18 protein-coding genes are annotated in these 19,358 nt (G+C 59.3%); 10 read left to right on the top strand and 8 right to left on the bottom strand.

The genetic code is table 11. The annotated features are described in order from the left end of the window. Nucleotides 1–215: 215 nt before the first annotated feature. Nucleotides 216–821: an FMN-dependent NADH-azoreductase gene (azoR, locus tag L085_RS15700; protein WP_015377994.1), complete on the top strand. Its 606-nt coding sequence runs from the start codon at nt 216–218 to the stop codon at nt 819–821. A gap of 118 nt (nt 822–939) precedes the next feature. Here azoR and L085_RS15695 read toward each other — a convergent pair whose 3' ends face one another. From L085_RS15695 to L085_RS15685, 3 genes are read right to left on the bottom strand one after another with little or no spacing between them, the layout of a single operon-like run. Beyond that, entirely contained in the window at nt 940–1,263 is a 324-nt protein-coding gene (locus tag L085_RS15695) for a YdbL family protein (RefSeq protein WP_015377995.1), read from the bottom strand. 8 nt (nt 1,264–1,271) lie between these two features. Further along, complete coding sequence (locus tag L085_RS15690) at nt 1,272–1,469, bottom strand: YnbE family lipoprotein (protein ID WP_004930472.1); 198 nt, start codon at nt 1,467–1,469, stop codon at nt 1,272–1,274. Then, nucleotides 1,466–4,078, bottom strand: coding sequence for a YdbH family protein (locus L085_RS15685; protein WP_044031146.1), 2,613 nt, complete (start codon nt 4,076–4,078; stop codon nt 1,466–1,468). Before L085_RS15685 ends, L085_RS15690 begins: the two co-directional genes overlap by 4 nt. Nucleotides 4,079–4,545: 467 nt before the next feature. Between L085_RS15685 and L085_RS15680 the strand changes: the two genes are divergently transcribed. Further along, nucleotides 4,546–5,538: a 2-hydroxyacid dehydrogenase gene (locus L085_RS15680; RefSeq protein ID WP_015377997.1), complete on the top strand. Its 993-nt coding sequence runs from the start codon at nt 4,546–4,548 to the stop codon at nt 5,536–5,538. A gap of 50 nt (nt 5,539–5,588) precedes the next feature. Continuing rightward, a complete protein-coding gene (gene hslJ / locus L085_RS15675) occupies nt 5,589–6,017 on the top strand; it encodes a heat shock protein HslJ (protein ID WP_015377998.1) in 429 nt (142 codons plus the stop codon). A 24-nt stretch (nt 6,018–6,041) separates the two neighbouring features. Here hslJ and L085_RS15670 read toward each other — a convergent pair whose 3' ends face one another. Together L085_RS15670 and ssmE are read right to left on the bottom strand one after the other, a co-directional pair. After that, nucleotides 6,042–6,296: a DUF333 domain-containing protein gene (locus L085_RS15670; protein ID WP_015377999.1), complete on the bottom strand. Its 255-nt coding sequence runs from the start codon at nt 6,294–6,296 to the stop codon at nt 6,042–6,044. A 478-nt stretch (nt 6,297–6,774) separates the two neighbouring features. After that, nucleotides 6,775–7,107 carry a multidrug efflux SMR transporter SsmE gene (gene ssmE / locus L085_RS15665; protein ID WP_004930487.1) on the bottom strand — a complete coding sequence of 111 codons (333 nt, stop codon included), beginning with the start codon at nt 7,105–7,107 and terminating at the stop codon, nt 6,775–6,777. Between the two features lie 238 nt (nt 7,108–7,345). On the opposite strand from ssmE, the gene nifJ reads away from it, so the two are divergent. The 3 genes from nifJ to L085_RS15650 all read left to right on the top strand — a co-directional run bounded on the left by nifJ (nt 7,346) and on the right by L085_RS15650 (nt 12,592). Then, nucleotides 7,346–10,879: a pyruvate:ferredoxin (flavodoxin) oxidoreductase gene (nifJ, locus tag L085_RS15660; protein ID WP_044031145.1), complete on the top strand. Its 3,534-nt coding sequence runs from the start codon at nt 7,346–7,348 to the stop codon at nt 10,877–10,879. 229 nt (nt 10,880–11,108) lie between these two features. Continuing rightward, the gene (ttcA, locus tag L085_RS15655; protein WP_004930494.1) at nt 11,109–12,047 is read left to right on the top strand and encodes a tRNA 2-thiocytidine(32) synthetase TtcA; all 939 of its coding nucleotides are present in this window, start codon (nt 11,109–11,111) and stop codon (nt 12,045–12,047) included. Nucleotides 12,048–12,193: 146 nt separating this feature from the next. After that, nucleotides 12,194–12,592 carry a VOC family protein gene (locus L085_RS15650; protein WP_004930496.1) on the top strand — a complete coding sequence of 133 codons (399 nt, stop codon included), beginning with the start codon at nt 12,194–12,196 and terminating at the stop codon, nt 12,590–12,592. A 217-nt stretch (nt 12,593–12,809) separates the two neighbouring features. Here the strand turns inward: L085_RS15650 and zntB are convergent, their stop codons facing one another. Further along, nucleotides 12,810–13,793: a zinc transporter ZntB gene (gene zntB / locus L085_RS15645; RefSeq protein WP_044031144.1), complete on the bottom strand. Its 984-nt coding sequence runs from the start codon at nt 13,791–13,793 to the stop codon at nt 12,810–12,812. A 154-nt stretch (nt 13,794–13,947) separates the two neighbouring features. On the opposite strand from zntB, the gene L085_RS15640 reads away from it, so the two are divergent. From L085_RS15640 to L085_RS15630, 3 genes are all read left to right on the top strand, one after another. Further along, a complete protein-coding gene (locus L085_RS15640) occupies nt 13,948–14,649 on the top strand; it encodes a hypothetical protein (protein WP_044031143.1) in 702 nt (233 codons plus the stop codon). Further along, on the top strand, nt 14,601–15,692 hold the full coding sequence (locus L085_RS15635) for a hypothetical protein (RefSeq protein WP_081835528.1): 1,092 nt from the start codon (nt 14,601–14,603) through the stop codon (nt 15,690–15,692). Before L085_RS15640 ends, L085_RS15635 begins: the two co-directional genes overlap by 49 nt. A gap of 194 nt (nt 15,693–15,886) precedes the next feature. Continuing rightward, nucleotides 15,887–16,135, top strand: coding sequence for a hypothetical protein (locus L085_RS15630; protein ID WP_004930507.1), 249 nt, complete (start codon nt 15,887–15,889; stop codon nt 16,133–16,135). A 160-nt stretch (nt 16,136–16,295) separates the two neighbouring features. Here the strand turns inward: L085_RS15630 and L085_RS15625 are convergent, their stop codons facing one another. Together L085_RS15625 and L085_RS15620 are read right to left on the bottom strand one after the other, a co-directional pair. Next, the gene (locus L085_RS15625) at nt 16,296–17,930 is read right to left on the bottom strand and encodes an ABC transporter substrate-binding protein (RefSeq protein WP_044031141.1); all 1,635 of its coding nucleotides are present in this window, start codon (nt 17,928–17,930) and stop codon (nt 16,296–16,298) included. A 160-nt stretch (nt 17,931–18,090) separates the two neighbouring features. Then, nucleotides 18,091–18,441: a hypothetical protein gene (locus tag L085_RS15620; protein ID WP_015378006.1), complete on the bottom strand. Its 351-nt coding sequence runs from the start codon at nt 18,439–18,441 to the stop codon at nt 18,091–18,093. Between the two features lie 206 nt (nt 18,442–18,647). On the opposite strand from L085_RS15620, the gene mpaA reads away from it, so the two are divergent. Then, entirely contained in the window at nt 18,648–19,355 is a 708-nt protein-coding gene (gene mpaA / locus L085_RS15615) for a murein tripeptide amidase MpaA (RefSeq protein ID WP_004930517.1), read from the top strand. Nucleotides 19,356–19,358: the final 3 nt, after the last annotated feature.

Here is a 19,358-nt window from a genome sequence, read left to right as displayed (position 1 = left end):
GTTTTTTTAGCGATTTTTTTGCTTTAGCCGCACAGCCTATCACAAACGGCTTTTTCGCCCTACTTCCGCGAGCAAAACCTCGGCATGTCATTCAATAAAATCGAACGAAGATCTCGAAATATTGCGCTATCACTGTTGGAGGAATGTGAATAGCATGTACTTCATGCAAGGGACGCTGAGTCCTGATGTCACTGTCACAACGTAAGGAATTATCGATGAGCAACGTATTGGTTCTGAAATCAAGCATCCTGGCGACCTACTCTCAGTCTAACCAACTGGCCGATTTCTTCGTAGAGCAATGGAGCAACGCCCACAGCGGCGACACCATCACCGTACGCGATCTGGCCGCACAGCCAATCCCGGTGCTGGACGGCGAACTGGTTGGCGCGCTGCGTCCTTCCGATGCGCCGTTGACCCCGCGTCAACAAGAAGCGCTGGCGCTGTCGGACGAGCTGATCGCCGAGCTGCAGGCCAATGACGTCATCGTGATTGCCGCACCGATGTACAACTTCAACATCCCGACCCAGCTGAAAAACTATTTCGATCTGGTTGCCCGCGCCGGCGTGACCTTCCGCTACACCGAAAACGGTCCGGAAGGCCTGGTGAAAAACAAACGCGCCGTGATCCTGACCAGCCGCGGCGGCATCCATAAAGGCACCCCAACCGACCTGGTAGAACCTTACCTGCGTCTGTTCCTGGGCTTCATCGGCATTACCGACGTGGAGTTCGTCTTCGCGGAAGGCATCGCCTACGGCCCGGAAGTGGCCACCAAAGCCCAGGAAGACGCCAAAGCGGCCCTGTCTCAGGTGGTTGCTGCCTAAGACCCTGCGCAGGGGCGCCGTGCCCCTGCCGGACAAAAGGCAAGTCCTGTCAAACCTGCACTACCCTCATAATAATCATCTATCCGTATCATTTAGCGCGCCAGACGGCGCGCTTTTTTTATTTCTTCAACCATTGTCCGTTGATGCCGCGCACATACTCGCCGCTCTGCGCACGCGTCACCAGCTTCTGCCCCGCCATGCGCGCCACTTCGTCGACGGCGATATGGTTGCCGTCCGCCACTTCCTGATACTTCTCGGCGCGGCCGGCGTTGATGCGCTTCACCAGCGCCAGCGTTTCCGCATCCTGTTTCACCGGCGCAATATAGCCGCTCAGGGTTTCGCCCACCCGCCCTTGCTGCTTCGCCTCATCCAGCGTCAGCGCCATCGCCACGCTGCTGAACAGCCAGGCGGCGCCGGCCAGCCACACATAACGTTTTTTCATGTCGGCTCCTAGAACAGACCGCTTTGGGTTTTCAGCAGGTTTTCGACGTCCTTATCCACCTTGATATGAATCTCATGCTCGATCTTGACGTTCATATTGATGGTGATCGGATCCTTCGGCGTCGCCACCTCGATGCGCGGCACGCAGCCGCTCAGCAGCGAAACGCACAGCACCGCTGCCAGCGCCGACACACTCATGATTTTCATTGTTGCTCCCCAGGTTGTGAGAGGGCCTGCTCCAGCCACTCCTGTAAATTGTCGCCGAAGCGCAAACTGCGCCACAGCTGAAACACGTTTTCCTGATGGCGATAGTTCAGGATCACCTCGCGTTTGGCGCTTTTCTGCGGGTTGATACCGTCGATGCGCGCGCTCAGCGTCAGCTCGCCCAGGTTATCGAGATCGACCCGGGCGTGCGAACGGTTGATTTCCATGTAGCGCAGCCAGTCGATCGCCGCGCCGGTCGCCAGGTTATTGCTGCCGATGGCGTCGGCCATGTCTTTGTCCAGCCGCAGCGTCAGGGTGCCGGCGTTGGCGATCCAGCCGTTTTGCACCAGCCATTTCGGGTGATTCAGGAACAGCGGCAGTTCGCCGTCGACCCGGCCGGACATGGCGAACTGCTTCGGTTTCAGGGCGGTGAACAACGCGCTGAGATCGACCTTGTCCAGCTTCAGCACCGCGGCGTCATGCTGCGGCAACCGCAGCGCCGACAGGCTGATATGCCCGTTGAGCATGTCCACGCCGACGTTGCTCAAGGTCAGCGGCTGCCTTTCGCTATAAGGATAGGTGCCCTGCAGATCGGCGGAAATATTCTGCATCTCGAACAGGTTGGTGAAAGACTTGATGCGCAGCGATACCGGCTGTTTAGCTCCCAATTGCCAGTGATGCTGCTTGAACCGGTACGACAGGATGAAATCCAGGCCGCTCATTTCCCCGTCTTTCAGCCACATGCCGCCGTTTTTCACCACCCAGTGGCCACCGGCCTCGAACCCCTGTTCGCGAGCGGCGGAAAACGCCGACTGCGCGTAAAACTCGCCGTCGCGCAGCGTGAGATTGAGATCCGGCGCCAGCAGCGGTTGGAAGACCTTCAGCGACTGTTTCGGCCACCAGCCTTCGCCGCGCAGACGTTCGCCGTCCCAACGGCCGCGCAGCGCGATCGGCCCAATCTGTTGCGCCTGCAGCTTGCCCTGCAGCTGGAAACTGTCCGGCGAACGGCCGTTCACCTGCAGCGCCAGCACCGGCGCCGGCAGATAGCCGCCGTCGCTGAAGCTGACCTTATCCGCCGCCAGCTGCAACTCGCCGTTGAACTGCGGACTTTGTTCATCACGCCGCCAGCGCAGCGGTTGATTGAGGCTCAGGCGCGGCGCGGCGACCGTCACCAGACCGTACTTCAACTTATCGAAGCCGGTGGAGAGTTTATCGAGCACCAACTCACTGTCGCGCCAACGGCCGCTGCCGGCGACGTCCCAGGCGGCCTGCAGCGGCGGCAAGCGGCCATTGCCCCAGTAACGCCATTGCCAGTTGCCCTTGTCCGGCCAGAAATCCTGTGCCTGGCCGTCCAGGTGCAGCTTGAAGCGGCCCCAGTAACTGTCGCTGGCGCTCAAAATCGCCTGCAGGCGGCCGGTGATGCCGGCGGCGGTCACCTTCACGCCCGCCAGCGGTAAACGCGCCTCTTCCAGCGTCATTTCCGGCGTCACCTTGCCCCACAGGCGCAGCAGCGAACCGGGCTGCAGCACCAGCGTCGGGTTGAGAATGCTGCCACCGATCACTCCCGGGATCGACGCGGTAGTGGAAAAGTCGGCCAGATTGGCCTGGCCGGTCAGTTGGAAGCGCAGATCGCTGTCGGTCAACCCCACCTTGCCCGGCCCGAGGGTGAGCACCGCATTGCCCTTGCCGTTGTGACCCGCAGTGATCACGTTCAGCCGCGCGCTGATCTCCGTTTCATCCAGCCCTTTGCTCCAATCGTGCAGCGCGATGCTGAGCCCGCCGTTCAACGGCTGCTCGCTGTACGGCCAACGCCACTCGCCCTGCTTGATGCTGACCCGCTGCGGCGAGACTTCCCACGGCAACACCGCCAGCGGGCGATCGTCGCCTTTCTCGCTCACCGTCAATACGCCCTGCTGCTGTTGCCAGCGCATGTCCAGCAATACCGGTTTTTCCAGATAGGCGGTCTGCATTTCCCCCTGCAACGCGCCCTGCGTCGGCAGGCTGGCCAGATCCAACGGGATGGTTATCTTGCCGGCGAGGTGCAGCGGTTGTGCGCTGTTGGGCGGAACCACGGTCAGGCTGTGCAACGTCAGCTGTTGTTTTTCATCCAGCTGCGCCTCGGCGCTGAGATTCGGGCCCCGATAATGCAGACCTTGCCCGTCGGGGCCGGAGGAGAGCTGCAGCTTGCCGGCATAGCGCTGCCAGGGAATGAGCGTCAGGTCATTAATGGTGAGATCCAGCGGCGGCAGCTGTTGCTGCAGCTGATCGAGCGCCAGCGGCGCACTGTTGGCGTCGCCGCTCGGCAGTTTTGACAAACAGGCGCTATCGATGCTGACCTTATCGCTCGACAGCTGCCAGCGGCCCTGGCGGTAAGCCAGCCGCGTCGGCCCGACGTTGGCCAACAGGCAATCTTGCGCAGTGAAACGCGCCCCCGCCAACGCCAGGCCGCCCTGGCGCCAGTGCAATTTGCCCTGCAATTCCAGGCGGCTCCCCGCCGGCAACCAATGCGATAACACCCCCGGCAGCCAGCGCGGCAAGGTTTGCCACAACGCCAGCACCAGGATTGCGCAGCCCGCCACCGTCCCTATGAATACTTTCAATCGCCTGGTCATTAAATGATTGCTTCGTTCCTGAGTTAGGCATTGGTTAAGTCTATGCCTGAATTGACAATAATGATGGCACGAATTTGACATAGGGTGAAGCCGAGCGGGCTCGCAGAAGCGATTTGCACCTTTTTGGCGCAAACGTGTGCGGGGTTGTAGATTTTCGTTACATATACATCACATAAACAGGACAGTTTTCAGACTTTTGTTATTGTTGTTACCGTTGATGATTAATAGTCTTGCAACCATTCTAATAAAAGTTTAGCTGCTAGCTAACTGTGTACTAGAGAAGCCATTCCCCACACCCCCGTGGGGATTTTTTTGCCGCCTGTCGCCACCGTCGTCTTCCCTCCATCGTATCCAGCCCCACCGCAGCCTTGCAGCAGCGATTTCGGCCATGTCGGAACGGGCTAACCAATTGTCGAATTTACTAAAATCTGTTAAATTGATCACAAAATCACGGTGGAGAAACCACGATGAAATTGGCGATATACAGTACCAAACAGTATGACCGTAAATACCTCGAACTGGTGAATCAGCAGTTTGGCTATGAGCTGGAATTCTTCGACTTTTTACTCAGTAAAAAAACCGCCAAAACGGCCGCCGGTTGCAAGGCGGTGTGCATCTTCGTCAACGACGACGGCAGCCGTGAAGTGCTCGAAGAACTGGCGGCGCTGGGCGTCGAAATTCTCGCCCTGCGCTGCGCCGGTTTTAATAACGTCGATCTGGACGCCGCCAAAGAACTGGGCATCAAGGTGGTGCGCGTGCCGGCCTACTCGCCGGAGGCCGTGGCAGAACACGCGGTCGGCATGATGATGTGCCTGAACCGCCGTATTCACCGCGCTTATCAGCGTACCCGCGACGCCAACTTCTCGCTGGAAGGGCTGATCGGTTTTAACATGCACAATCGCACCGCCGGCGTGATCGGCACCGGTAAAATCGGCGTGGCGACGATGCGCATTCTGAAAGGCTTCGGCATGAAACTGCTGGCCTACGATCCGTTCCCGAGCGAACAGGCGCTGGAACTGGGCGCGGAGTATGTCGATCTGAAGACGCTGTACGCGCAATCCGACGTGATCACCCTGCACTGCCCGCTGACGCCGGAGAACCACCACCTGCTGAATGCCGACGCCTTCGCGATGATGAAAAACGGCGTAATGGTGATCAACACCAGCCGCGGCGCGCTGATCGATTCCACCGCCGCCATCGATGCGCTAAAGCAGCAAAAAATCGGCGCCCTTGGGATGGACGTCTACGAGAACGAACGCGATCTGTTCTTTGAGGACAAGTCTAACGATGTGATTCAGGACGACGTGTTCCGCCGCCTGTCGGCCTGCCACAACGTGCTGTTTACCGGCCATCAGGCTTTCCTGACCGAAGAGGCGCTGACCAGCATTTCGCAAACCACGCTGCAGAACATCAGCCAGTTGGATCGCGGCGAAACCTGCCCGAACCAGTTGAACGCCTGAGCGTAACCTCGGGGCGCCCTTGCGGCGCCCTGTTTATTTGAGAGAACGCGATGAGAAAAACCACGGTAGCCGCCCTTGCGGCGCTGGCCTTAGCGGGGTGCAGCATGAAACCACACACGGCCGTCACGCCAGGCGATCTGTTGCATCACAACTTCGTGTTGCAAAGCGTGGATGGCGAAACGGCAAAATCACCGGCGGGCGGCGGCCTGCTCAATCTGGAGTTCGGCGAGAACCTGCATGTCTCCGGCACGATGTGCAACCGCTTTTTCGGCCAGGGGCAATTACGCGACGGCGTGCTGACGGTGAAATCGCTGGCCACCACGCGCAAGCTGTGCCCTGATGAGCAGCGCAACCGCTGGGATCGGGTGATTGGCACCGTGCTGGAAAACGGCGCCGAAGTGACGCTAAACGCACAGCAGCTGACGCTCACCGGCAGCGGCCACACGCTTATTTATACCCTGCGCGATTGGGTGTATTGATCCTGCAGGCCAGGCGCCGTGGGCTTACCCGGCGCAGCTGCCCAGGCCCAGCGTGCGTTCCTCACACTGCTTGCCGTTCGGCATCTGGCACATGCGCAGCGCTTCACCGTTCAAGTTGTGCGCGATGGTGGTAACGCCGCCGACCGCCGCGCAACCGGCGCTGGTCTGCAACGTATTGATTCTGGCACTGTTGCCCTGCTGTACTGGCTCTTCGTTATTGCTGCTGCAGGCGGCTAAAAGCAGCACGGCGCTGGCAAGCAGCCATTTTGATGTCGTCATTATCCCACTCCTGAACCCGGAACTGCGCTGTGTAAAATCGCCATTGCTGATAACGCGCGTCACTTGGCGGACACGTTTCGCTATCTTTGATGCAAACTTGTTTAATCTAGCTCGATATATAAATAATGAAAATATATTCCAGCCATTATTTGTCGTTTTTTTGCGCCGGCCGAACATTTATTTTGTTTGCAGAATATTTCCGTGACGGCGCCACGCGCTGTCAGGCGCTGGCCGCACGCAAAAAAGTGATAACGTCACCGCTGCCATCGAGGAAGTTTTTCCCGCGACAGCGGTATTAATTATCTTCGTGTGCTTTCATTGCAGCGGCGCATTTTTTTGCTACCGGAGAGAACGATATTTGTGTCTATGCTGGCGGCGCTAAGTAATTAGCATTCCACTATTTTCAGTGAATGATGACTGAATTCTTCAACCGGCGCGACTTGCTGTCACGCCGGCTTTTTTTACATCAAAATAACATTCAGTGCACCGAGGCTTTCGACAGTAAATTAATCACCAGCACGCCGGCAATAATTAATCCCATGCCGACGATCGCCGGCCAATCCAATTTTTGCTGATAAACGAACACCGCGGCGACCGACACCAGCACAATCCCCATGCCCGACCAAATCGCATACACGATGCCCAGCGGCATGCTCTTGACCACCATCGACAGCCCCCAAAACGCCACGCCGTAGCCCAGCACCACCAGCAGCGACGGCCACAGGCGGGTAAAGCCCTCAGAGGCTTTCAACATGGTGGTGGCGATCACTTCCGCGACTATCGCCATCGTCAAATACATAAATGCGCTCATGGTTTTCTTCTGTCAATTTGCCGATGCGCAATTATGACGCGCCGGAAATAAATTGTCTTTAAACGGTGAAAACAATTTATTGCCGCCGGCCCCTAATCGGCGAGGAAATATGCCTTTGACGATTTATCACCCGCCACACAAACGCGATAAAGCCGCGTTCGCCCCCTCTGTTAGACTTTTTTCCATTACTGCGAAAGTGCGCTTTCGCGGCTTTGTGAGCAATGAAAAGGTAACGCCGATGATAACTACAGATGGTAATAATGCAGTCGCTTCCGTGGCCTATCGCACCAACGAAGTGATTGCCATCTACCCTATCACGCCAAGCTCCACCATGGCGGAGCAGGCGGACGCCTGGTCCGGCGATGGCCGGCAAAACATCTGGGGCGATATTCCGCGGGTGGTGGAAATGCAGTCGGAAGGCGGCGCGATCGCCACCGTGCACGGCGCCTTGCAAACCGGCGCGCTGTCGACCTCGTTCACTTCATCGCAGGGTCTGCTGCTGATGATCCCCACGCTGTACAAACTGGCTGGCGAGCTGACGCCGTTCGTGCTGCACGTCGCCGCGCGCACCGTGGCCACGCACGCGCTGTCCATCTTCGGCGACCATTCAGACGTGATGGCGGTGCGCCAAACCGGCTGCGCCATGCTGTGTGCCGGCAACGTGCAGGAGGCGCAGGACTTCGCGCTGATCTCGCAGACCGCCACCCTCAACGCGCGCGTGCCGTTTATCCATTTCTTCGATGGTTTCCGCACCTCGCACGAGATCAACAAGATTGTGCCTCTCAGCGACGATACGCTGCGGCAGATGCTGCCGCAGGCGGCGATCGACGCTCACCGCCGCCGGGCGCTGTCGCCGGATCATCCGGTGGTGCGCGGCACTTCCGCCAACCCGGACACCTATTTCCAGTCGCGCGAAGCCACCAACCCGTGGTATGACGCCACCGGCCAACACGTGATCGACGCCATGGAAGCCTTCGCCGCCCTCACCGGCCGCCGCTATCGGCCGTTCGACTATTACGGCCACCCGCAGGCCGAACGCGTGGTGGTGGTGATGGGTTCCGCCGCCGGCACCTGCGAAGAAGTGATCGACACCCTGCTGACCCGCGGCGAAAAAGTCGGCGTGCTGAAGGTGCGGCTGTTCCGGCCGTTCTCCGCCCAGCATCTGCTCGGCGCGCTGCCGGACAGCGTGCGCAGCGTCGCGGTGCTCGATCGCACCAAAGAGCCGGGCGCGCTGGCCGAGCCGCTGTATCTGGACGTGATGACCGCGCTGGCGGAAGCCTACAGCCGGGGGGAGCGCGCCACGCTGCCGCGGGTGATCGGCGGCCGCTACGGCCTGTCGTCGAAAGAGTTCGGCCCGGACTGCGCGCTGGCGGTGTTCCGCGAGCTGGCCCTGCCGCAGCCGCGACCGCGCTTTACCGTCGGCATCTTCGATGACGTCACCGGCCTTTCGCTGCCGCTGAGCGACGAAATCCTGCCGCAGCGCGCCTCGCTGGAGGCGCTGTTCTACGGTTTGGGCAGCGACGGCTCGGTCTCAGCCACCAAGAACAACATCAAAATCATCGGCAACGCCACGCCGCTGTATGCCCAGGGCTATTTCGTCTACGACTCCAAAAAGGCCGGCGGCCTGACGGTGTCGCACCTGCGCGTCAGCGAGCAGCCGATCAATTCGGCCTACCTGGTCAGCCACGCGGACTTCGTCGGCTGCCACCAGCTGCAGTTTATCGATAAGTACCAGATGGTCGAACGCCTGAAGCCCGGCGGCACCTTCCTGCTCAATACCCCTTACGGCGCCGATGAGGTCTGGTCGCGCCTGCCGCAGGAGGTTCAGGCGCTGTTGCACCAACGCCAGGCGCGTTTCTATATCATCAACGCCGCCAAGCTGGCGCGTGAATGCCGGCTCGGCGCGCGCATCAACACCGTAATGCAGATGGCGTTCTTCCACCTGACGCAGATCCTGCCGAGCGACGTGGCGCTGCAACAGCTGCAGGACGCCATCGCCCGCAGCTACAGCAGCAAGGGCCAGGAGATCGTCGAGCGCAACTGGCAGGCGCTGGGCGCCACCCGCGCCGCGCTGACCGAGATCCCGCTGCAGCCGGTCGACGCCAGCAGCCCGATGCGCCCGCCGGTGGTGTCGGACGCCGCGCCGGACTTCGTCAAAACCGTTACCGCCGCGATGCTGGCCGGGCTGGGCGATGCGCTGCCGGTTTCCGCCTTCCCGCCGGACGGCACCTGGCCGGTGGGCACCACCCAGTGGGAAAAGCGCAACATCGCCGAAGCGATCCCGATCTGGCAGCCCGACCTGTGCACCCAGTGCAACCACTGCGTCGCCGCCTGCCCGCACTCCGCCATTCGCGCCAAGGTGGTGCAGCCGGCGGAGATGGAACACGCCCCCGCCTCTCTGCAGTCGCTGGATGTGAAAGCGCGCGATATGCGCGGGCATAAATACGTGCTGCAGGTAGCGCCGGAAGATTGCACCGGCTGTAACCTGTGCGTCGAGGTCTGCCCGGCGAAAGATCGCCAGAACCCGGAGATCAAGGCCATCAATATGGCGTCGCGCCTCGATAATCTGACGGCGGAGAAAGACAACTACGACTTCTTCCTGCAGCTGCCGGAAATCGATCCGGCGCAGCTGGAACGCATCGACATTCGCACCTCGCAGCTGATCACGCCGCTGTTCGAGTACTCTGGGGCCTGTTCCGGCTGCGGCGAAACGCCGTACATCAAGCTGTTGACCCAGCTCTATGGTGACCGTTTGCTGATAGCCAACGCCACCGGCTGTTCGTCGATCTATGGCGGCAACCTGCCGACCACGCCGTACACTACCAACGCCGAAGGGCGCGGGCCGGCGTGGGCCAACTCGCTGTTCGAAGACAACGCCGAATTCGGCCTGGGCTTCCGCCTGACGGTCGATCAACATCGCGCGCGAGTGCTGCGTCTGCTGAACGCACTGGCGCCGCAGCTGCCGGAGCAATTGGTCAACGCCCTGCAGATGGAAGACGTGGCGCCGGAGCCGCGCCGCAAGCAAATCGCCGAACTGCGCACGCTGTTGGCGAGTTTCGAAGGCGAAGATGCGCGCCAGCTGGCGGCGGACGCCGACTACCTGGTGGATAAATCGATCTGGCTGATCGGCGGTGACGGCTGGGCCTACGACATCGGCTTCGGCGGTTTGGATCACGTGCTCAGCCTGACGGAGAACGTCAACGTGCTGGTGCTCGACACCCAGTGCTACTCCAACACCGGCGGCCAGCAGTCGAAAGCCACGCCGCTGGGCGCGGTGACCAAGTTCGGCGAGCACGGCAAGCGCAAGGCGCGCAAGGATCTGGGCGTCAGCATGATGATGTACGGCCATGTCTACGTCGCGCAGATTTCGCTGGGGGCGCAGCTCAACCAGACGGTGAAAGCGATTCAGGAGGCCGAAGCCTATCCGGGCCCGTCGCTGATCATCGCCTACAGCCCGTGCGAAGAGCACGGCTACGATCTGGCGCTCAGCCACGATCAGATGAAACAGCTGACCGCCACCGGCTTCTGGCCGCTGTACCGCTTCGATCCGCGCCGCAGCGCCGAGGGCAAGGCCGCATTGGCGCTGGATTCGCGCCCGCCGAACAGCAGCCTGGCTGAAACACTGCTGAACGAGCAGCGTTTCCGTCGCCTGAACGCGCAGCAGCCGGAGGTGGCCAGCGCGCTGTATCAGGCCGCCGAGAAAGAGCTGAAGGAGAAGTACGATTTCCTCAGCCTGCTGGCCGGCAAGGCGGAAAAGTCCGCCGCTGAGTAACCTCCCTCAGGGCGCGAGCGATTCGCGCCCTGTTCTTTTACCGCCGACGTAAATCGCAGCAACAAAACCTGCTGGCATTCCGGCGCGCAATCCGTACCATACAGGCCTCGCGTCGGGTGCGTGGCGGCTGGATGATGAATAATGATCAAAATCGGCCGGTTGAATGGTAAACTCGCGGTCTATAACGCCATGCCCCTAGTGCCCCCCATTGAGAATGAGCACGATTTAAATGTCAGAAAAGCAATCCGTTAGCCAAAAAGAGCAGTACAACCTGAACAAATTGCAAAAGCGCCTGCGCCGCAACGTGGGCGAAGCGATCGCCGATTTCAATATGATTGAAGAAGGCGACCGCATCATGGTCTGTCTGTCCGGCGGCAAAGACAGCTACACCATGCTGGAGATCCTGCGCAATCTGCAGCAAAGCGCGCCGGTCAACTTCTCGCTGGTGGCGGTGAACCTCGATCAGAAACAGCCCGGCTTCCCGGAGCACATTCTGCCCGCCTATCTGGAAAGCCTGGGGGTGGAGTACAAGATCGTCGAAGAAAACACCTACAGCATCGTTAAAGACAAGATCCCGGAAGGGAAAACCACGTGTTCGCTGTGTTCGCGCCTGCGCCGCGGCATTCTGTACCGCACCGCCACCGAACTGGGCGCCACCAAGATCGCTCTGGGCCACCACCGCGACGACATTCTGCAGACGCTGTTCCTCAACATGTTCTACGGCGGCAAGATGAAAGGCATGCCGCCCAAGCTGATGAGCGACGACGGCAAACACGTGGTCATCCGCCCGCTGGCCTATTGCCGCGAGAAAGACATCGAGCGTTTCTCGATCGCCAAAGCGTTCCCGATCATTCCATGCAATCTGTGTGGCTCGCAGCCTAATCTGCAGCGCCAGGTGATCGGCGACATGCTGCGCGACTGGGACAAGCGTTACCCAGGCCGGTTGGAAACCATGTTCAGCGCCATGCAGAACGTGGTCCCTTCGCACCTGAGCGATATCAACCTGTTCGATTTCAAAGGCATTCACCACGGCAGCGCGGTGGTGGACGGCGGCGATTTGGCCTTCGATCGCGAAGACATCCCGATGCAGCCGGTCGGCTGGCAGCCGGAAGACTCGGACGACGCGGCGCCTGCGCCAGAGCGTTTGAACGTGCTGGAAATCAAATAAGCCCCCTCGCCGCTTGCCATCCTGCGAGCGGCGACATTTCTCTTTCCCGACGATCTCGATCCTGTTCACAGTTTGCGCAAAATTTGCTGGGCAGTGCCGTTTTTACCCTATACTGTTTATTTATACAGTCATATGGAGATCGCGCAATGAACATCACCCCCTGCCTGTCCCACGTCTCGCTGGGCTCCAACGATTTCGAGGCCGCCGCCGCCTTTTACGATCGTGCGCTGGCCGCTTTGGGTTGCCGACGCGTGCTGGAGCATCCCGGCGCCATTGGCTACGGCCGCGACTACCCGGAGTTTTGGCTGCAGGTGCCGATCGACGGCCGGCCGGCCTCGCCCGGCAATGGCACGCACGTCGGTTTTTTCGCTACCAGTAAGCAACAGGTGGATGAATTCCATCGCCAGGCGCTGCTGGCCGGCGCCGTCGATGAAGGCGCGCCCGGTTCGCGGCCGCATTACGGTGAGGCTTACTACGGCTGCTTTGTCCGTGATTTGGATGGGCACAAGATTGAAGCCAGCTTCTGGGATGAAAGCGCGGCCTGAAGAAGAAGGAAATCGAATAAAAAAATGCCGGTGATTAAACCGGCATTGTACGAATCAAATGTGCTATGCAGTAATTCAAAAATAAGAAAGTAAGACAATTATGGAGCGCAACGCCCATCGCTTGACGTTGCATTCACCTGCGAGAGAGATCATGCCCCATTTCCCCCGGCTAAATGTTGATATTGCTCAATGTTAACCGGGTTTTCGTCATTTTTGCCTACAGCCAGCGGCTGCGCTTCAGCCACCAGGCGACGCCAAGCACCAATCCGACCAGCATCAGGCAAAATGCCGCGAAACCGAAAGGATTACCGCCGCCCGGAATACCGCCAAGGTTGACCCCGAACAACCCGGTCAGAAAAGTGGTGGGCAGAAATACCATCGCCAACAATGACATGGTGTAAGTGCGGCGGTTCATCGCGTCGGCCATCACCGTGGTGATTTCGTCGGACAAGATGGCGGTGCGCGCGATGCTGCCGTCCAGATCGTCCAATCCCCGTCCCAGGCGATCGGCGATATCCTGCATGCGGCGGCGATCGTCATCGCTCATCCACGGCAGGCGGTCGCTGGCCAGCCGCGCGAAGACGTCGCGCTGCGGCGCCATGTAACGGCGCAGCACGATCAGCTGTTTACGGATCAGCGCCAGCTGGCCGCGCTCCGGCACCTGCTGCTCCAGCAAGGCGTCCTCCAGATCGATAATCTTGTCGTGCAGATCCTCGATAAATTCGCTGGTGTGATCGGTCAACGCATCGGAAATTTCCACCAGCCAGCTGCCGCTGTTGGTCGGCCCGGCGCCGCTTTGCAGATCGTTCACCACCTGATCGATGGAATACACCTTGCGGTGCCGGGTGGAGATAATCAGCTTGTCGGTGATATATACGCGGATGGTGACCAGCTGATCCGGCCGGGAATTAGCGTTAAAGTTGATGCTGCGCAGGGTGATCATGGTGCCTTCGCCCTGGCGGCTGACGCGCGGCCGTGAGCTTTCGCCGGAGAGCGCTTCACGCACCGAGTCCGGCAGCAGCGGCGTGGTACTCAGCCATTCAGCGCTGGCCGGGTGCGCGTAATCAAGATGCAGCCAGCACGGCGCCTCGCAGGTGATCTTGTCATCCCGCTCGATCGGCGTGACGCCCCCCTTGCCGTCGAGCTGGTAGGCGTAAACCGCATCGGCGACCTGCAGCTCGCTCCCCTCAATCACATCCATTCATTTATCCCCTCAGTCTTGCTTATGTTGCTGAGTCTAGCGTTAACACCTTGGAGATCAAAGGCCAAGCTGTAACGCCAGTTTTCTCGTTGTCCCATAAACGTGATCTATACTTCTGCCGCAAGGAACGAACGGAGAACCGCAGGAGATCGTCATGCTAAAAACTTTTCTGGACATCGTCGTACCCACCGTAGGCGCCTTTGGCGCGATGTTTTTCGCCCTCGTCAAAATGCCCTTCCGCATTCGGCGGGAAAACCACGATAAGCTGCTAAACCTGCTCGAATCCGTCGAGAAGCCCCAAAGCGCCCCCATACGCCTGTTGCGCTTTCGCGACTATATCGGCAACAGCAGCGCCAGCCTCGCTGCGCTGCAGCTGCTGCTGGCGTTACCGGACAGCGTAGCGGCGCTGGAACGCTATCGTTTCACCGGTGGCCGTCAGCAAATCTTGCACGCCACGCCCGCTGGCTTCGTGTTGCGGCCAAGCGCCAATAACGCTTTCAAACGTTTCCTGCTTTCCTGCCGCTATTTTTTGCTGTATTTGGTGTTCGTTACGCTGCTGGTGCTGTTCCCCGCTTTGACTCAATGGGGACTGCAGCAGTTAGGGGTATTGATTACGCCCCATTCACTCCGCTATCTGCCTAATGCGCGCATCACCGACGGCTGGCAGCTGCTGTTCCCCGGCCTATTATTTATTATGATTATGTTCAGTCTGGCATTCCTGACCTTCAGGCAGCTGGCACGCGCGGGTAACCTCAGTTCGGAACGCGCCTTTTATCGCTACTATCAACGCGCGCGTGAGGAACAACGATGCCGGGAAGTCCTGAGACAAATGCGCACGGTGCTGCGCCGAACCTGACGAGGCTGCGCCGTCTGCGCGGCATCGCCATGGCCACCCTGCTGCTGTTCGGCCAATCGGTTCGCGCAGAACCGGTGTTAGAACATCTCGCCACGCCCTACCACGCGCCGACGGCGGCGGGTTCCCTGCCTTATTTTGTCGCTCGCGCTCGATCCCCCCAGCCGCGTACCGCGCTGGTGGTGATGCACGGGCATCCACGCGACGCCGCCAAGACATTGCAAGCGGCGATCGATGCCGCGCAGGGAGCGGGAGACAACAGTTTGCTGGTCGCCCCGCTGTTCCAGGTTCCGGTGAAACTCGCCGTCCACTGCCATTCCGCCGGTCTGCCACGGCCGCAAGACGGTGACGCTCTCTGGCGCTGCGGCTCGTGGATCGCAGGCGGTTTGGATAATGGCGGGAAAACCGGCTCGTTCAACGCCATGGATAACCTGCTGGCCGATCTGAAACGGCGTTGGCCTTCGCTGCAGTCGATCACCGTGGCTGGTTTTTCCGCCGGCGCCCAATTCGTGCAGCATTATGTCGGCTTTGCTCATCCGCCGAGCGGAGTGCGTATGCGCTATGTCGTCGCCGATCCGGGCAGCTGGCTCTATTTTGACAACCTGCGCCCTCTGCCCACAAGCTGGGGAAGCTGCGGCAGTGAAACAACCTGCCGCTTCCGCTGGCAAACGCTGGACGCCGGCCGCTGCCCGCAGGCCAATCGTTGGAAATACGATCTGGAAGCGCTTCCCGCTCACCTGCAGCGCACTGCAGACGCAGCCCGCCGGCGCTATGCGGCGGCCGATATCACCTATCTGGCCGCCGCCGATGATACCGGCACCGCGCCGGGCGCCTACTATCGGATACTCGACAAATCCTGCGCCGCCCAGCTGCAGGGTTCCTATCGGCTGCAGCGCGCCCTGGCCTATGCCGACTATGACCGACGTTATCTGGCGCCGGATAAGCCGCATCGGTTAACGATCGTACCCGGCTGTGGGCACAACGTCGCCTGCGTCTTTCCGGCTCCGGCGGCCAGGCACACGCTGTTTCCCATTAATGCAGACTAATAATAACGGCAATGAAATAAACCCTTGCCGATAAATCAGACAATATCACCGATAAAGAGCTGGTAATGCCGTTATTATTATGACTTAACATATTGCTATCAATTTTAATTCAAAATGATAATAATAAATCAACACAAAGCTGTTTCAGCGCAAATTTTAGGGGCATATACTTTTCTCACTACGAGGAGGTAGTTATGTTACGCGACCATTTAAAAATAAACGCCAGCGATACGCTGGAAAAAATCAGCAATATTCATTTGCAAAACCAGGGCCAGGAAGAGATCAGTGAGTTCGTGGTGAAAAACGCCGCCGGGCTGCAGATTGGCAAGGTCTCCGTCCACGATCGTTTCAGTACCCGCCGTTCTTATCCCACCAGCTACCGCATTACTCAGACCGATATGAGCGGCCGCGTAGTGGTGGACGCCATGCGGGACTGTCTGTAAGCGTAACCGCGCTCTGAAATAGACAATATTAATGTGATGATGGCAACCCTGTTTATTATTAAACGGGGTTTATCGCGTGGAAAAATTAATTAGCCTCGTAGTTTCGCCGCCGAAAAAAAATAACGCCCCCACATTGCGCGGGGGCGATAAATAAATCGACTCAGTGTTTGATGATATACATCGTTTGGCTATAGGCCACGTCTTCCGGATTGGTGATCGGGTAGCCTTTTACCCACGGTTTGATCAGGCGGCCATTGGTGTATTGATATATCGGCGCGATTGGCGCCTGATCGGCAATGATCTGTTCCATCTTGTTGTAATCGGCGGTCACCGCCGCCGGATTGGTTTCCCGCCCCGCCTGCGCCAGCAGCTTGTCGTAGTCCGCATTCTTGAACTTGGCGATATTGCCGCTGTGGGTGGAGGTCAGCAGCGACAGGAAGGTCGACGCCTCGTTATAGTCACCTACCCAGGAGGCGCGGATCACATCGAAATTGCCGGTATTGCGGCTGTCGATGTAAGTTTTCCACTCCTGATTCTGCAGCTTGACGTCAATACCGAGCTTTTTCTTCCACATCGAGGCCACGGCGATGGCGATCTTCTGGTGGCTTTCAGAGGTGTTATACAGCAGCGTCAGCTTCAGCGGGTTGTTCGGGCCGTAACCGGCCGCCTGCAGCAACGCCTTGGCCTGCGCGTCCAGCTCCGCCTGTGATTGCTGTTGCAGCAAGCTCGCTTCCGGTTTGAACCCGGCGGTCACGTCCGGCGTAAAGTGGTAGGCCGGTTTTTCGCCGGTGCCCAACACTTTTTCCGCGATAATCTTGCGATCGATGGCGTAGGACAAGGCCTGACGCACCCGCACGTCGTTGGTTGGCGCACGCTGGGTGTTGAACGCGTAATAATAGGTGCCAAGCTGATCCGGGGTGTACACCTGCCCCGGGATGTCTTTCAGCAGCTTCTGATACATATTTTTCGGGAAGGATTCGGTGATGTCGATGTCACCCGCCAGGTAACGCTTGGTGGCGTTGGATTCCTGGTTGATCGGCACGAAGGTCACTTTGGTCAGCACGGTGCGCGCATGATCCCAGTAATGGTCGTTAGGCGTCAGCACCAGCTTCTCGTTCACCACCCGCTCCTGCAGTTTGAACGCGCCGTTGCCCACCAGATTGCCGACCTTGGTCCAGTCGTTGCCGTATTTTTCCACCACCGCCTTGTTCACCGGGAACAGGCTGAAGTTGGCCGTCAGGCTGACGAAGTACGGCACCGGCTTATCCAACTGCACCTTGAGCGTGTAGTCATCCGGCGCCGATACGCCCAAGCGATCGGCAGGCAGTTTGCCGCTGATGATCTGCTCGGCGTTCTGGATCCCCGCCAGCTGCGCGAACCAGGCGAACGGCGACAGATTTTTCGGTTCTACCAGCCGCTGCCAGCTGTAGACGAAGTCTTTTGCCGTGACAGGGTCACCGTTTGACCAACGCACGTCTTTACGCAGATGGAAAATATAAGTCTGGTTGTCGCTGGTCTGCCAGCGGGTGGCGACGCCGGGGATCACTTTGCCGTTGGCGTCCTGATTGACCAGCCCTTCGAACAGATCGCGCGCCAGCTGCGCCTCCGGCAAGCCAACCGCTTTGATCGGATCGAGCGAGGCCGGTTCGTCTTTAATGTGGCGCACGATTTCCTGTTTGTCCGCCAGCGCGGTGCCCGGGGGAACCTGCGCCGCCATGGCGCTGCTCATACAGGCGCCGATCGCCGCCGCGCAGAGCGCCAAACGAAAACCCCGTTGCATTTTTTTTCCCGTCATTGTGATTTGTCCCCCGTTAACCATCTGAATTTTTTATCATATAGCACAAGATCCATCCGGCCTAGCGCTCACGGCCGAGAAGTTGCAAAAAGTGCGATTCAGGCGATAAAAAAACCCGTGCGGCGCAGGGCGGCACGGGCGGTGTTTGCAGCGGCGACCGTCAGTCGTACAGGTGGATGCTGTTGATGCGGTAGCTGAACTCTTCGCCCTCTTCTTCATCGAACACGGTGAAAAAGCCTTTCTCGGCCAGCGGACGTGCCGAGATATCGGTTTTTTGCAGCTGACGCGCATCCGCGTCGTCGTAACCGTAGTCGAGGTAGAAGGCATCTTTCTGGTAATCGATATGCAGGGTGAACGGATAGTTCGATTCGTCCCCGCGCCCGTCGTCGTTTTTCACCACGCCGAACCATTCCCCCTGGCGGATCTGGTTTTCAGCGTCTACGCCGCACAGCAGCGTGATGGTGTCATTTTCATTTTCGCTATAGCTGGCGATGATTCTGGCTACTGGCATGTTAAATCCTCTTGCGGGTGATTGGCTTAGCTCTGCCGTTAGTATAACAACAGCCTCAGGCCAGGTGCGGTTTAATTGGCGTTTTCGCCGCTACCGCATCACAGATCGCGCAAACGCCGCACAATTGCGATGGGAAAGAAGTCTCAAAGCGTAATACACTGAATAAAATGACAATGACTCTCGGCCTTTAACTCAGGGACAACACCATGACCGAACATCGACCGCGCAGTGAACGTGGCCAGTTGGCCATCGCAGGAGAGAACTACGGCAGCTCGCTGCTGGGCGCACCGCTGCTCTATTTCCCGGCGGCGGTCAGCGGCCCGCAGACCGGGTTGATCATCGCCGGCACCCACGGCGATGAGAGCGCCGCCATCGTAACCCTGTCCTGCGCGCTGCGCAGCATCGCCCCCGAACAGTTGCGCCACCACGTGGTGCTGGCGGTCAACCCCGACGGCTGCCAGCTGGGGCTGCGCGCCAATGCCAACGGCGTCGATCTGAACCGCAACTTCCCGGCCGCCAACTGGCGCTCCGGCGACACCGTCTATCGCTGGAACAGCGCGGCGCCGGTGCGCGACGTCAGGCTCTCCACCGGCGGACGCCCCGGCTCCGAACCGGAAACCCAGGCGCTGTGTCATCTGATCCATCGCCTGAAGCCGCATTGGGTGGTGTCGTTCCATGAGCCGCTGGCCTGCATTGAAGATCCCGCCAGCTCGCGGCTCGGCGTTTGGCTGTCGCACAAGTTCGAGCTGCCGCTGGTGACCAGCGTCGGCTATGAAACGCCCGGTTCGTTCGGCAGCTGGTGCGCGGATCTGTCGCTGCCCTGCATCACCGCCGAATTCCCGCCGATCTCCGCCGATGCCGCCAGCGAGCGTTACATCGACGCGATGACCGAGCTATTGACCTACCCGGATTAATCC

Origin of the sequence: Serratia sp. FS14 (assembly GCF_000695995.1) — a bacterium.
In the GTDB taxonomy this organism is placed as follows: Bacteria; Pseudomonadota; Gammaproteobacteria; order Enterobacterales; family Enterobacteriaceae; genus Serratia; species Serratia nematodiphila.
This window is presented reverse-complemented; position numbering and strand designations above follow the sequence as displayed.

Excerpts from the sequence above, each read along its gene's own strand:
- azoR (WP_015377994.1), top strand. The coding sequence starts at position 216 with ATGAGCAACGTATTGGTTCTGAAATCAAGCATCCTGGCGACCTACTCT.
- L085_RS15695 (WP_015377995.1), bottom strand. The coding sequence starts at position 1,263 with ATGAAAAAACGTTATGTGTGGCTGGCCGGCGCCGCCTGGCTGTTCAGC.
- L085_RS15690 (WP_004930472.1), bottom strand. The coding sequence starts at position 1,469 with ATGAAAATCATGAGTGTGTCGGCGCTGGCAGCGGTGCTGTGCGTTTCG.
- L085_RS15685 (WP_044031146.1), bottom strand. The coding sequence starts at position 4,078 with ATGACCAGGCGATTGAAAGTATTCATAGGGACGGTGGCGGGCTGCGCA.
- L085_RS15680 (WP_015377997.1), top strand. The coding sequence starts at position 4,546 with ATGAAATTGGCGATATACAGTACCAAACAGTATGACCGTAAATACCTC.
- hslJ (WP_015377998.1), top strand. The coding sequence starts at position 5,589 with ATGAGAAAAACCACGGTAGCCGCCCTTGCGGCGCTGGCCTTAGCGGGG.
- L085_RS15670 (WP_015377999.1), bottom strand. The coding sequence starts at position 6,296 with ATGACGACATCAAAATGGCTGCTTGCCAGCGCCGTGCTGCTTTTAGCC.
- ssmE (WP_004930487.1), bottom strand. The coding sequence starts at position 7,107 with ATGAGCGCATTTATGTATTTGACGATGGCGATAGTCGCGGAAGTGATC.
- nifJ (WP_044031145.1), top strand. The coding sequence starts at position 7,346 with ATGATAACTACAGATGGTAATAATGCAGTCGCTTCCGTGGCCTATCGC.
- ttcA (WP_004930494.1), top strand. The coding sequence starts at position 11,109 with ATGTCAGAAAAGCAATCCGTTAGCCAAAAAGAGCAGTACAACCTGAAC.
- L085_RS15650 (WP_004930496.1), top strand. The coding sequence starts at position 12,194 with ATGAACATCACCCCCTGCCTGTCCCACGTCTCGCTGGGCTCCAACGAT.
- zntB (WP_044031144.1), bottom strand. The coding sequence starts at position 13,793 with ATGGATGTGATTGAGGGGAGCGAGCTGCAGGTCGCCGATGCGGTTTAC.
- L085_RS15640 (WP_044031143.1), top strand. The coding sequence starts at position 13,948 with ATGCTAAAAACTTTTCTGGACATCGTCGTACCCACCGTAGGCGCCTTT.
- L085_RS15635 (WP_081835528.1), top strand. The coding sequence starts at position 14,601 with ATGCCGGGAAGTCCTGAGACAAATGCGCACGGTGCTGCGCCGAACCTG.
- L085_RS15630 (WP_004930507.1), top strand. The coding sequence starts at position 15,887 with ATGTTACGCGACCATTTAAAAATAAACGCCAGCGATACGCTGGAAAAA.
- L085_RS15625 (WP_044031141.1), bottom strand. The coding sequence starts at position 17,930 with ATGACGGGAAAAAAAATGCAACGGGGTTTTCGTTTGGCGCTCTGCGCG.
- L085_RS15620 (WP_015378006.1), bottom strand. The coding sequence starts at position 18,441 with ATGCCAGTAGCCAGAATCATCGCCAGCTATAGCGAAAATGAAAATGAC.
- mpaA (WP_004930517.1), top strand. The coding sequence starts at position 18,648 with ATGACCGAACATCGACCGCGCAGTGAACGTGGCCAGTTGGCCATCGCA.